Annotated in this window: 10 protein-coding genes; 1 reads left to right on the top strand and 9 read right to left on the bottom strand. The window is 73.3% G+C overall.

Features of this window, described 5'->3' with window-relative positions; genetic code table 11:
* Positions 1–326 precede the first annotated feature (326 nt).
* The 5 genes from AB0M39_RS01200 to AB0M39_RS01180 all read right to left on the bottom strand — a co-directional run bounded on the left by AB0M39_RS01200 (position 327) and on the right by AB0M39_RS01180 (position 6,351).
* Positions 327–1,538: an NlpC/P60 family protein gene (locus AB0M39_RS01200; protein ID WP_365358789.1), complete on the bottom strand. Its 1,212-nt coding sequence runs from the start codon at positions 1,536–1,538 to the stop codon at positions 327–329.
* 167 nt (positions 1,539–1,705) lie between these two features.
* Positions 1,706–4,150, bottom strand: coding sequence for a PQQ-binding-like beta-propeller repeat protein (locus AB0M39_RS01195; RefSeq protein WP_365358787.1), 2,445 nt, complete (start codon positions 4,148–4,150; stop codon positions 1,706–1,708).
* Between the two features lie 105 nt (positions 4,151–4,255).
* Positions 4,256–4,531: a hypothetical protein gene (locus tag AB0M39_RS01190; protein WP_365358785.1), complete on the bottom strand. Its 276-nt coding sequence runs from the start codon at positions 4,529–4,531 to the stop codon at positions 4,256–4,258.
* Between the two features lie 10 nt (positions 4,532–4,541).
* Positions 4,542–5,270 carry a TetR/AcrR family transcriptional regulator gene (locus tag AB0M39_RS01185; protein ID WP_365358783.1) on the bottom strand — a complete coding sequence of 243 codons (729 nt, stop codon included), beginning with the start codon at positions 5,268–5,270 and terminating at the stop codon, positions 4,542–4,544.
* Positions 5,271–5,415: 145 nt separating this feature from the next.
* Complete coding sequence (locus AB0M39_RS01180) at positions 5,416–6,351, bottom strand: diiron oxygenase (RefSeq protein WP_365358781.1); 936 nt, start codon at positions 6,349–6,351, stop codon at positions 5,416–5,418.
* A gap of 175 nt (positions 6,352–6,526) precedes the next feature.
* On the opposite strand from AB0M39_RS01180, the gene AB0M39_RS01175 reads away from it, so the two are divergent.
* The gene (locus tag AB0M39_RS01175) at positions 6,527–7,711 is read left to right on the top strand and encodes a ferritin-like domain-containing protein (RefSeq protein ID WP_365358779.1); all 1,185 of its coding nucleotides are present in this window, start codon (positions 6,527–6,529) and stop codon (positions 7,709–7,711) included.
* 96 nt (positions 7,712–7,807) lie between these two features.
* Here the strand turns inward: AB0M39_RS01175 and AB0M39_RS01170 are convergent, their stop codons facing one another.
* The 4 genes from AB0M39_RS01170 to AB0M39_RS01155 are packed head-to-tail and all read right to left on the bottom strand — an operon-like array spanning position 7,808 to position 12,240.
* The gene (locus AB0M39_RS01170; protein ID WP_365358777.1) at positions 7,808–8,272 is read right to left on the bottom strand and encodes a DUF3291 domain-containing protein; all 465 of its coding nucleotides are present in this window, start codon (positions 8,270–8,272) and stop codon (positions 7,808–7,810) included.
* Positions 8,269–9,390, bottom strand: coding sequence for an amidase family protein (locus AB0M39_RS01165; RefSeq protein ID WP_365358775.1), 1,122 nt, complete (start codon positions 9,388–9,390; stop codon positions 8,269–8,271). Before AB0M39_RS01165 ends, AB0M39_RS01170 begins: the two co-directional genes overlap by 4 nt.
* A 4-nt stretch (positions 9,391–9,394) precedes the next feature.
* Positions 9,395–10,864 carry a penicillin-binding transpeptidase domain-containing protein gene (locus tag AB0M39_RS01160; RefSeq protein ID WP_365358774.1) on the bottom strand — a complete coding sequence of 490 codons (1,470 nt, stop codon included), beginning with the start codon at positions 10,862–10,864 and terminating at the stop codon, positions 9,395–9,397.
* Positions 10,861–12,240, bottom strand: a complete 1,380-nt coding sequence (locus AB0M39_RS01155; protein WP_365358772.1) for an FtsW/RodA/SpoVE family cell cycle protein — start codon at positions 12,238–12,240, stop codon at positions 10,861–10,863. Before AB0M39_RS01155 ends, AB0M39_RS01160 begins: the two co-directional genes overlap by 4 nt.
* Positions 12,241–12,281: the final 41 nt, after the last annotated feature.

Here is a 12,281-nt window from a genome sequence, read left to right as displayed (position 1 = left end):
GCCCCCCCCCACCCCCCCCCCCCCCCCCCCCCCCCCCCCCACGCCCGTAGGGCGTACGGGGGCGTAGCCCCCTGGAGCGGGGGTGACGTGCCCTGTGCGGGCGGCCCGCGGGGCTCCGCCCCGGACCCCGCGCCTCAAACGCCGGCGGGGCTGATTGTGTGCGGCTCACGTCCGGGGAAACTCAGCCCGTCCGGCGTTTGAGGACACGGCCGAAGGCCGTACGGGGGCGTAGCCCCCTGGGGTAACGGTGACGTGCCCTGTGCGGGCTGCCCGCGGGGGGCTGCCCCGGACCCCGCGCCTCAAACGCCGGCGAGGCTGGGATCGCCTCAAGCGTCGGTGGGGCTGGATGGGGCCGAGGCCTCGCCGTAGCCCGTGTCCTCGCCGGTCGTCGCGTTGTGTGGGAGGGGTGGCGCGGTGTACTCCCGGAGTGGGGGCGAGGTCGGGTCCGGGCGGACCGCTCCCAGGAGGGGGTTCGCTGCGATGGGGGAGACCTTGACGCGGGCGCCGGGGCGGGGGGCCTGGACGACGAGGCCGTCTCCCAGGTAGATCGCCACATGCGTCGCCTTGGGGAAGTAGAGCACCAGATCCCCCGGCCGCAGCGACCTCAGCGGCACCCTCCGCAGCTCTGCCCACTGCTCCTGGCTCGTCCGGGGGATCGAACGGCCCGCCGATCCCCATGCCTGGGAGGTCAGGCCGGAGCAGTCGTACGACTCCGGGCCCTCCGCGCCCCAGACGTACGGCTTGCCGATCTGGTCGACGGCGTACTCCAGCGCGCGCATGCCCTGCGGCGACGGCGTGCGGGGGCCGTCGAGGACTCCTGTGGACAGGAGCTTGTCCTGGGCCTCGGCCGTGCCGGACCGTTCCAGCGCGGTCAGCTCGGCGAGCTCCTCGGGCGAGAGCGTGGCGAGCATCGCCTCGACCTCCCGCAGCCGCGCGTCCGCCGTGTCGCGCGCCGTGCGCTGCTCCTCGGCGAGGACCTGTTCCTTGTCCAGCGCCTTGCGGGACGCCGCCGCCAGCTGCTCCGCCCGCTTCGCGCCCGCCTCCAGGCGCGCCATCGTCGCCAGCCGGTCGCTGGCGGCGCGCTCGATCAGATGGTCCTGGTCGAGGGCTCGCTGGGGATCGGGGGCGAGCAGCAGCCGGACGTACGCGGACAGCTCGCTCTGCCCCTGGTACTGCTGTCGCGCGAGCCGTCCCGCGGCTCCCCGGCTGTCGTGGAGAGCGTTGCGGGCACTGGCGAGTTGACGGGAGAGCCTGGCGGTGTCGGCGCGCTGGACCTTGAGCTGCTCCTCGGTGGCGTTATAGGCCTCCCCGGCCTCCTCTGCCTGCCGGTAGAGGTCCTGGAGGCGCGCCAGCAGCTCCGCGGCGGTCCCGGACGGCTGGGCCGACGCAGACGGCTCCGACAGCTCCGACAGCTCTGACGAATCCGATGAATCCGACGGATCCAACGGCTCGGCGAGAGCCACCGTCATCGGCGCCGCCACCGCGACGGTCAGCGCCGCCGCGCAGACGCAGACACTCCGCAGCAAGCTGCCTGACACCTCATCACCTCCGGCTGTGGGACGGCCCGTCCGCCCGTCCACCCCAGAGCCGATCATCGGGCCGCGCGAGCCGAACGGCCCGACGAGTGGTCGGGTCGGCGCAACCCGGTCACTCGTCAAGGCGTACCGCGCCTGTCCGCCCGCGCGCCTCCTCGCGCCGGGCCGCCTCAGTCCACCGGCAGCGCGTAGAACGTCCGCCCGCGGCGGACGACCAGCTTCCCGCCGCCGCCCTGCGCCACCTCGTAGCGCGGCGGCGACTCGCCTTCCGGCACGTCCACCGCGCCCGCCTCCTGGAACTTCCACAGCCGCTTTCCGTCGCGCGCCGCGAAGGCGGTGAGCTGGGCGCCGTCGCCCGCGAGCAGCGTGCGGCCGCTCGTGCTCAGCGTGGTCGACGGGATCTCGGCCCAGGGCGGCGCCTCTGTCGAGCGCTGCCACAGCGAGCGGCCGGTCTCCGTGTCGACGGCCTGCACGCGCTGGTAGCGGTTGGCCACGTACAGCACGGGACCGCGCACGACGGGCGTGCCGTACGGGTAGACGGCGTCGTCGCCCTCGGCCGCGGGCGCGGGGAGCCGCCACGCACGGTCCGCGCGGGGCGGCTTGAGGGCGTGGAGCTCGGCGCCGGCCGCCGCGTACAGCTTCCCCGACGCGTCGCCGATCACTCCGGCGTCCGGCTCCACGCCCGGCAGCGGGAGCGAGGAGAGCAGCTTGCCCGAGGCGCGTTCGAAGGTGTGCATCACCGCGCGGCCCTTGGCGGACTTCTCCTGCGCCGGGGTGAGCGAGCGGGTGTCCTGGCGTACGACGATGTCCGCGGCGCGCGCCGCCACCACCGCGTAGCGCGGGGTGTGCGGGGGCTTTCCGTTGGAGATGCGGGTGCGCCAGGGGGACTTGCGGGCCACCGTGTCGTACGCGAAGAGGTACGTCTGGAGCTCGTCGCCCTTCTTGACCGTGCCGGTCAGCCAGGCCGAGGCGCCGTCCCAGCCGGCGACCGACTCGATGACCACACTCTCGCCGGCGCCCGCCAGGGTGGACTTGGGGGCGCGGTGCTTGACGCGGCCGTCCTGAGGCGAGAGCCAGAGCAGTTCCTCGGCGGCGTCGACGAAGCAGAGCGCGTCGTCGACGGGGACGGCCCGCGAGAGCGAGGCGGCCTCCTTGCTATCCCAGAGCCGGCGGCCGGTGCGCAGGTCGACTCCGGCGCTCTGGAGTCCGCCGGTCAGCACCAGGACGCGGTCGTGGAAGACGACGGCTCTGATCGGGTCGTCGGCGGGGCCGGGGTGCTCGTATCTCCACAGCGGGTCGGGGGCGAGCCCGGCCATGTTAGTGGGGCGGGGCGTGCCGGGTTTCGCGGGCGCCCGGTCCTCGTCGCCGCCGACGGCGGCGTACACCCCGCCGCCCCCGACCAGCAGGCCCGCCGCGCCGCCCGCGATCCCGATCAGCAGCGTCCGCCGGTCCGGCCGGGCGGCTGCGGGCGCCGCGGCGGGCCCGGCGCCCGGTCCCGGGAGGGCCAGCGGAGGTCGCGGCGGCGGGAGCACGGGCTGCCGGGACGCGGGGAGCGGGACGGGGGCCAACGCCTGGCCGGACACGGGGGCCGGGACCGGAGCGGGGGCCGTCGCCCGGCCGGACACGGACGCGGACGCGGGTACGGACACGGACACGGGTACAGGCACAGGCACAGGCACGGGAAGCGGGGCGAGGGCCGCCGGCCCGGCAGACGCCGCCGGCACGCTCAGCGCCCCGATCGCCTCCGTCAGCGCCGGCGGCAGCCACCCCTCCCGGGCCAGCGCCGCCGCGCCCTCCAGGGCCAGTTCCGTCGCGACCGCCCCCGCCGTCGGGCGGTCCTGCGGCAGCTTCGCCAGACAGCGCGCCACCAGCGGGCGCAACGCGCCCGGCACGCCGCCGAGTTCGGGGTCCCCGTGCGCGATCCGGTCCGCATCCGCCAGCGGGGTCGTGCCCGTCGCCGCGTACGCCAGCAGCAGGCCCAGCACGAAGACGTCCGACGCCGGTCCGGGCGGCGCGCCCGTCGCCTGCTCCGGCGTCAGATAGCCGAGCTTCAAGGTGAGCTGGCCGTCCGGACGCGCCTCGGCGACGGCCGCCGCGCCCAGCGCGCCCAAGGCGGTCAGACGCGGTCCGTCCGCCGCCAGCAGCACGGTGTCAGGGGCCAGCCCCTGCAGCACGGTCCCGGTGGCGTGCACCCGGGACAGGGTCTCCGCGAGCGCCGCGCCCAGTATCCGCACCGCCCGCTCGGGCAGCGGACCGGCGAGCGCGATGGCCTCGCGCAGGGTCAGGGAGGGGACGTACGGACTCGCCGTCCACAGCGGCGCCCCGGCCGTCCCGTCGGCGCCGTCCGGGCCCGCCGCGCCGTCCACGCTGGACTCGATCGGGGGCACCCAGCCCCCTGCCAGCTGCTCCGTACGCTGCGTCTCCAGTCTGAAGCGCCGCCGGAACGCCCCCACCGCCGCCAGCTCGGGCCGCACCACCGAGACGACCGAGGGCGCGCCGTCGGGTCCCTGGGCGAGATAGCGGAGGCAGACCGCCGACGCGCGGTGGCGGGCCAGCAGGGTGTACGGGCCGACCCGGCGCGGATCGTCCTGCTGGAGCGGCTCCATCGCGACCATCGGCATCCCCCTGGCGAACGGCTGTCGCGCGACCCGCTGTCACGCGATCGACCCGCTGCCACGCGGCTGGCGGTCATGCGCCACGCGGCCGCGCATCCCGCGATCTTATGGCGCGCTCTTCGGCTTCGACCAGGGCCACTTCAGCTCGCGGCGCTCCTTGCCCTCGGGGGCGTACACGAACTTCCAGCCGCGCCGCAGCCCCAGCCGCTTGCTGTAGCCCGACGGCGTCCGCTGGTAGACGTGGACCGTCGGCGGCGTGCCGTCGTCGTTGGGCACGGGGATCTCGTACCACTTCGGGGGGTGCCCGGTCGGCCCGACCAGGATCGGCAGGACGCGCCCGTCCAGCGGCCCGCCCTCGAAGGGGGTGTTCTCGCTTCTCACCGCACCAGTGTCACAGCAGGTGGGCGCCCTCGCTCACGACGGGGAGCACCCGGCGTGCCAGCGTGCCGACCGGACCGGCCGCGTTCTCCAGGCTCAGCAGGGAGCGCACGGCCGCCCCGGTCTGCTCGTCCGTCGCCGAGGTCGCCGCCAGCAGGGCGATCAGATGGTCGACGAGCCAGTCGCGCAGCTCGTCCGCGGGCGGCTGCTTCGCCTCGTCCAGCCAGATCAGCGAGGCCGCCTCGACGGCCGCGATCCAGGTGCGCACCATCATCCGCAGCCGCGGTCCCGGCCGGTCGGCGCCGAGGTGGACGAGGATCTGCTCGGCCGCGGCCCGCCGTACCTCGTCGACGATCGCGGTCGTACGGGACGTCTCGGCGACGCTGCCGCCGCGCAGCAGCGCGCTGAAGCCGGCGTCGTGCTCGTCGACGAAGAGGAGGTAGCGGTCCAGGACCCGGGAGAGCCGCGCGGTGGGCGGTCCGGCGGTCGGCTCGGCGAAGCAGGCCTCCAGCTCGTCGGCGGCGGAGCGCAGAGCGGTCTCGTACAACTGCTGCTTGCCGCCGGGGAAGTAGCGGTAGACGAGCGGCCGGGAGACGCCGGCCGACTCGGCCACGTCGTCGAGGGAGACCTCGTCCGGCGGCCGGTGCGCGAAGAGCGTGAGCGCGGCTTCGAGGAGCTGCGTACGGCGCTCCTCGACGCTGAGCCGTCGGTACGCACGGGTCGCGGGAGCGGGACTGGTCATGCTCCGCAGCGTAACCGCACCGCTGCGGGAGGAGGCGAGGACGGGTGAGCTCGGGCAGCCCCTGTGCCTGTTCCGGCCAAACCCGCCTCCCCGCGTCCCGCCGCCCCGCATCCCGCCCCCGGAACCCGCCGACCCCGCTCCCCGCTCAGGCCAGCAGTCCCGAGCGCTTCCACAGCCTGCGCCCGGGCCCCCGCAGCACCCCGATGTCGTCCAGGAAGTCCGTCAGCCGCTTCGCGCCGCTCTGCATCACCTCGCGGCGGTGGCCGCTCGCCTTCACCTGGGCCACCGCCTCGCGCCGGTCGAGGCCGATGTTCGTGTACACCTGCGGGTTGACGAAGCAGACGGAGAAGACACGGGCCGCCTCGCCGCAGCCGATCCGGGTGAACTCCTGCTCCCAGCGCGGCGCGGTCACCATCTGGCGGCGCAACTCCTCGCGGGCGTACCGCACATGGCGCGCCTCCTCGACCACGTGGATGCGGGTGACGCCGCGCACCAGGGTCTGCACCCGCTCGTCCGGGAAGGTCAGCCGCTGCATCCAGTCGAGGATCTCCTCGCCCAGCAGCGTCGCCGCGAACGAGCCGGGGGTGGTCGAGACGGTCTTCATGATGCGCGCCAGGTTGTGGTACAGCCGCGGCACGGGGTAGGCGGGCGCCCCGCCCTTCTCGATCATCCGCGCGAACATCATCGAGTGCCGGCACTCGTCCGCTATCTCGGTGAGCGCGTACCGCACATGGTTGCTGGTCACGGACTTGTCGTAGATGTGGCGGACCAGCAGCTGCATCAGGATGATCTCGAACCAGATGCCGAGGGAGGCGAGCGAGGCGGCCTCGTGCCGGGCCAGGTCGAACCGCTGCTCCTCGGACATCCGGCGCCAGATGGGGGTGTCGTAGAGGGAGACGAGCTCGGGCGGCCAGAACCACTTCCCGTCCTCGACGGGGGAGTCCCAGTCGAGCTCCTTGTCGGGGTCGAAGGAGTGCTTGGCCGAGGACTCGAGCAGGCGCGCCGCGACCTGTTCGCGGTCCCGGAGCGGCCCGAGAGCGTCGCGGAGCAGCTGCACGTCGCGGTCGGTCACAGTGGTCATGGCTGAGGGCACCTCACTGCTGGATTACCGGGGGTAGGTGGCGTCGCATCTTATGAGACTGCCTGTCAGCAAGCGAGTCAATCCCTCGCGCTCGACTTGTTGACTACTCGTCTACCAACGTGTGAGCCTGCCAACTGTCCTGCATTCCTTGGGATATGAGGCGAAGGAGTCGTCAGTGTCGACGCACGATCGCTATGTGAACGCCCCCGAGACCCCCCTCTGGCAGATACCGGCCTCGGGCGCCGCCCGCTTCAGCTGGGAGTACGAAGACGGCCGCGAACGGCTCCTCGCCCTGTACCAGAAGGGCAAGGACAAGCAGTGGGACGGCTCCAAGCGCATCGACTGGGACCTGGAGGTCGATCCGTACGACCCCCTGGGCACCCCCGACGAGGCGCTCAACCTCTACGGCACCCGCCACTGGGCGAAGATGACCGAGAAGGACAAGGGCGAGCTGCGCCGGCACTACACCTCCTGGCAGTTCAGCCAGTTCCTGCACGGGGAGCAGGGCGCGATGGTGTGCGCCGCCCGGATCGTGGAGTCGGTCCCCGACCTGGACGCGAAGTTCTACTCCGCGACCCAGACGATGGACGAGGCCCGGCACGCCGAGGTCTACAGCCGCTTTCTGCACGACAAGGTCGGGATGCTCTACCCGATCAACGACAACCTGGCCGGTCTGCTGGGCGACACACTGCGCGACTCGCGCTGGGACATGCCGTATCTCGGGATGCAGGTCCTCATCGAGGGGCTCGCGCTGGCCGCCTTCGGCATGATCCGCGACACGACGGACAAGCCGCTGCCCAAGCAGATCCTCGCGTACGTGATGCAGGACGAGGCCCGTCATGTCGCCTTCGGGCGGATGGCGCTGCGCGACTACTACAAGCAGCTGACGGACGCGGAACTGCGCGAACGCGAGGAGTTCGTGATCGAGGGCTGCTATCTGATGCGGGACCGGCTGCGCGGGGTGGAGGTCCTGGAGAACTTCGGCATTCCGCTGAAGGAGGCCGAGGAGATCTCCGAGCAGTCGGAGTTCCTGGCGCTCTTCCGCAAGCTGCTCTTCAGCCGGATCGTGCCCTGTGTGAAGGACATCGGGCTGTGGGGCGAGCGCCTGCAGAGGGCCTATCTGGACATGGGCGTCTTCGAGATGGGCGACGCCAGTCTGGACCTGCTGATGTCCCAGGACGAGGAGATCGCGGAGAGGCTGGACCGCGAGCGGTTCGACGTGGAGGAGCAGGCGAGGGTGACCGAGGTGGCGGAGGCCATCGCCCAGGGGGCGGCCGAGACGGCGGAGGCTCCCGGGGAGGCAGGCCAGTCAGCGGACGCGCCCGCAGGGGAGGCCGCCGAAGGGACCGGCAGGGGCTGAGCGCTGTCGGCCGACCTGTCCGCCGGTCCTTTCGCTCCGCCGGTCCTTTCGCTCCGCCGGTCCTTTCGCTCCGCCGGTCCATTTGCTCTGCTCCGGTCATGGGGCCGCCGGAGGCGGGAACGACGTCCGCAGCGTGAACGCGTGGTCCGTCGGCCCGTGCGCGCGCACATGGCGCAGACGCTCCTCCGCCTCCGCGACCGTCGGGCGGTGGCCCGCCCGTACCCACCACAGGGTCGTCATCACCTCCTGGACGCGCTCGAACCACTCGTGGCGCCGCTTCAGCAGCTCCCGGTGCCGGCCCTGGTACATGAACGCCGTCAGCGCGTCGGCGTCCCGCCACACGGACATGTTCACGATCAGCCACTCGTCCCCGAAGACCGGCACGTCCGTCGCGTTGCCCGTCGCGCTCTGGAGCCGCCAGACGAAGCCGTCCGCCGCCTCCGCGACCGCGTTCACCGGGTCGAGCCCGTCGACGAAGTCCTTCAACTCCGGCGAGTCGAGCGGGAATTTGAGACGGGCGATGTTCACCTGGGCGAGCTCGAAGGCCATGTCGGGGGTCATGGGCGCACAGTAGCCAGCGCCCGCTCGGCCGCCACTGACATTTCGAGGAGCGAGACGTCCGCTCCCCTCGCCGCCACCAGCTGGAGGCCCACCGGGCAGCCGTCGCTGGTGAAGCCCGCCGGAATGCTCGCCGCCGGATGGCCGCTCAGATTGAACGCCCACGTCAGCGCGGTGGAGTAGCGCTCGCCCGGGCCGTCGTGGCCATGCGGGCGGTTCGGCGTCGCGGGTGTGAGGAGCACCTGGGCGTCGGCGAAGAAGCCGTCGAGCCGCCGGTCGTTCTCCGCCCGCGTCCGCGCCCCCTCGGCCGCCCGGCCGCCCCGCACCGCCTGCCACGCCTCGCACGGGTCGAGCAGGGTGAACGGGCTCTCCTCCGGTCGCAGTCGTACGACCCCGGCCGACGCCAGCCGCTCTGCCGCCGCCCGCGCGACCGACTCCACCTCCGGGTCCGTCTCCGCGAACCCCAGATCGCCCGACCAGCGCGCCCGCAACGGAAGCTCCACCCCGACGCCCCCGGCCGCGCCCTCGTACGCGCCCCCGCGCTCACCCCCGTATTCGCTCTCGCCCTCGGCGCCGTACGCGCCCAGCACACACCGCAGATACGCCCGCGCCTGCGCCGCCGTGGGCGTCAGCACGCCCGCGGACGCCAGCCCCGTCCGGTCCGGGGACGGCAGCAGCCCGTTCGTCGTCTTCAGCCCGAACACCCCGCACCACGCCGCCGGGATCCGCACCGAGCCCGCCCCGTCGCTGCCCGTGGCCAGGGCTGCCATCCCGGCCGCGACCGCCGCAGCCGAGCCCGCCGAGGAGCCCCCGGGCGTACGGTCCGCGCGCCACGGGTTGACCGTGGGGCCGTGCGCGCCCAGGCCCCAGGTCTGCCAGTACGTCCCCGGTCCCGGCACAGACGTCGAGCCGACCGGCACCGCGCCCGCCGCGATCAGCCGGCGGGCCGAGAACGAGCGGATCCCCGTCGGCCCCTTCACCGCGAACGGCAGCCCCGCCAGCGGCAGCCCAGGGTCCGGCCGCTGCGCCAGCGCCCGGTCGCCCCACACCTCGACGAACGCCGACAGCTCGGGATCCAGCCGCTCGATCCGCTCCAGCGCCTGCCTCACCGTGTGGGTCATATGATCATTCTCCCCGCTCGGCCGCCAGCGCCGCTTCCATGACCGCCCGCGCGATCGGCGCCGCGCTGCCGCCGCCGCTGATGTCGTCGCGGTCGGTGGCCGCGTCCTCGACGACCACCGCGACGGCGACCGCCGGCCGCGGGGCGTCCGGCGCCTGCGCCCAGGAGATGAACCAGGCGTACGGCATGCCGATGTTGCCGACGCCGTGCTGCGCCGTGCCCGTCTTGCCGCCGACCGTCACGCCCTTGATCGCCGCCTTGTGGCCCGAGCCCTCCGAGACGACCTTCACCATCAGCCGCTGGAGCTGCTGGGCGGTCGCCGGACCCATCGCCCGGCGGTAGGGGCGCGGGCTGTTCTGCGCGACGGTGTCGCCGTCCGCGGTGGTGACCCGGTCCACCAGATACGGGGTCCTCAGCTCCCCGCCGTTGGCCACCGCCGCCGAGACCATGGCCATCTGCAGAGGCGTCGCCGTCGTGTCGAACTGCCCGATCGAGGAGAGCGCCAGCTGGTCGTCGGTCATGGCGGTGTCGAAGTGGGAGGGGGAGACGGCCGAAGGGATGCGCAGCGTCCGGTCGTTGAAGCCGAACCCCGCCGCCGCGTCCAGCATCCCCGCCAGCCCGACCTTCACCCCGAGGTTCGCCATCACCGTGTTGCACGACCACTGGATGGCGTAGGCGAGCGAGGCGTTGCCGCAGCCCACGGCCTCGTTCGGCAGCCGGGTCGAGGTGCCGGGCAGGACGTACGGGTCAGGCGTGTCCGTCGGCTCGTCCACCCCGGCGACCAGCCCCCCGTCCAGCGCCGCCGCCGCGGTCACGATCTTGAACGTGGAGCCCGGCGGATAGGTCTGCCGGATCGCCCGGTTGAGCATCGGCTGGCTGCGGGCCGCGTTCAGCCGCGCCCACGCGTCCGCCACCTGTCCGCCGGTGCCCGAGAGCACCCCCGGGTCGTACGAAGGGCTGCTGACCAGCGCGAGGATGCGCCCGGTCGAGGGCTCGACCGCCGCGACCGCGCCCCGCCGGCCGCCGAGCAGGGCGTACCCCGTGCGCTGGACGGTCGGCTCGATGGTGGTGACGACGTCGCCGCCGGGCGGCCGGCTGCGGCTGAGGTCCCGCCAGAAGGGGAGCGGCGAGAGCATCGGGTCCGTGCCCGCGAGGACGCGGTCCTCGGCGTGCTCCAGGAACGTTCCGCCGTACGTCTGGGAGGCGTACCCGGTCACCGGGGCGTACATCGGGCCCTGGCGGTAGGTGCGTTCGTAGCGCAGCTGCTCGCCGGTGTCCTTGGAGCCGGTGACCGGGGCGCCGCCGACCAGGATGTCGCCGCGCGGCTGGTCGTAACGGGCGACCGCCACCCGGCGGTTGGCCGGATTCTTGTCCAGCGAGGGCGACGACACCAGCTGTACGCGGGCGGCGTTGACCAGCAGCGCGAGGAGCAGCAGCAGACAGAACGCGGCCGCGTGCCGGATGCAGCGGGTCACCGCTCGACCCCCACGGCCGGGGCGACGACGCCCGCCTCGACCTGCTCGGGATGCGGTGCGCGGGCCGAGTCGCTGACCCTGATCAGCAGCGCCACGATGATCCAGTTGGTGACGACGGACGAGCCGCCCTGCGCCAGGAAGGGCATCGCCATGCCGGTCAGCGGGATCAGGCCCATCACGCCGCCCGCGATCACGAAGACCTGGAGGGAGAGGATGGAGGCGAGGCCGACGGCGAGCAGCCGCCCGAAGGGGTCGCGCAGGGCGAGCCCGGCGCGGTAGCCGCGGGCTGCCATCAGCGCGTACAGCAGGAAGATCGCCGTCAGGCCGACCAGACCCAGCTCCTCGCCCGCGGTGGCCAGGATGAAGTCGGACTTGGCGGCGAAGCCGATGAGGACGGAGTGGCCGAGGCCCAGCCCCGCCCCGAGCATCCCGCCCGCGGCGAAGGAGAACAGCGACTGGGCGAGCTGGCTGGGGCCCTGGCCCGCCTCGATGGTGGCGAAGGGGTTGAGCCAGTCCTCCACCCGGCCGTTGACGTGCGGTTCGAGGGAGCCGACCGCGAACGCGCCGGCCGCCGCCAGCACCAGGCCGACCGCGATCCAGCCGGTCCGGCCCGTCGCCACGTACAGCATGATCACGAAGAGTCCGAAGAAGAGCAGCGAGGTCCCGAGATCCCGCTCCAGGACCAGCACGCCGACGCTGAGCAGCCAGATCGCGACGATCGGGCCGAGCACCCGGCCGGTGGGGAGCTGGAGCCGCCAGATCCTGCGGCCGGTGTACGCCAGGGCGTTGCGGTTGGCGGCGAGGTACGCGGCGAAGAAGACGGCGAGCAGGATCTTGGCGAACTCGCCCGGCTGGAAGGAGAGTCCGCCGATCCGGATCCAGATCTTCGCGCCGTTCACCGCGGGGAAGAGGATCGGCGCGAGCATCAGGACGAGGCCCGTGGCGACCGAGAGGTACGCGTAGCGCTGAAGGATCCGGTGGTCGCGGAGGAGGACGACCGCCGCGATGAACAGGGCGACGCCGAGCGTGGACCAGACGAGCTGCGCGGGAGCGGCGCGGTCGGCGGGGGTCTCCAGGTCGAGCCGGTAGATGAGCACCAGGCCCAGGCCGTTGAGGAGGACCGCGATGGGCAGCAGCAGCGGGTCCGCGTAGGGGGCGCGGAGCCGGACCGCGAGATGCGCGAGGAGAGCCAGCACTCCGAGGCCCGCTCCATAGCGGACGGCGTCCTGGGGGACGGCGCCGCTTCGGGCGAGGCCCACCTCGACGTAGCCGTACACGGAGATGAGGACGGCGCAGACGAGGAGCGAGAGCTCGACGCCTCGCCGCTTGGGGAGGCGTAGCGCGGGCGGCGGGTCGTCCGCCGTCGTTGCGGTCATGCCACGCAACGTAGCAAGAGGTAAGGGGTATTTCCGTTTAT

This window comes from Streptomyces sp. NPDC051907 (genome assembly GCF_040681075.1).
Lineage (GTDB): Bacteria > Actinomycetota > Actinomycetes > Streptomycetales > Streptomycetaceae > Streptomyces.
The sequence above is the reverse complement of the archived record's forward strand: the minus strand, read 5'-3'. Positions and strand labels throughout refer to the sequence as shown.

What these genes read in the sequence shown, in the direction of transcription:
- AB0M39_RS01195 (WP_365358787.1), bottom strand. Translation starts at nt 4,150, where the DNA reads ATGGTCGCGATGGAGCCGCTCCAGCAGGACGATCCGCGCCGGGTCGGC.
- AB0M39_RS01165 (WP_365358775.1), bottom strand. Translation starts at nt 9,390, where the DNA reads ATGACCCACACGGTGAGGCAGGCGCTGGAGCGGATCGAGCGGCTGGAT.
- AB0M39_RS01155 (WP_365358772.1), bottom strand. Translation starts at nt 12,240, where the DNA reads ATGACCGCAACGACGGCGGACGACCCGCCGCCCGCGCTACGCCTCCCC.
- AB0M39_RS01185 (WP_365358783.1), bottom strand. Translation starts at nt 5,270, where the DNA reads ATGACCAGTCCCGCTCCCGCGACCCGTGCGTACCGACGGCTCAGCGTC.
- AB0M39_RS01180 (WP_365358781.1), bottom strand. Translation starts at nt 6,351, where the DNA reads ATGACCACTGTGACCGACCGCGACGTGCAGCTGCTCCGCGACGCTCTC.
- AB0M39_RS01170 (WP_365358777.1), bottom strand. Translation starts at nt 8,272, where the DNA reads ATGACCCCCGACATGGCCTTCGAGCTCGCCCAGGTGAACATCGCCCGT.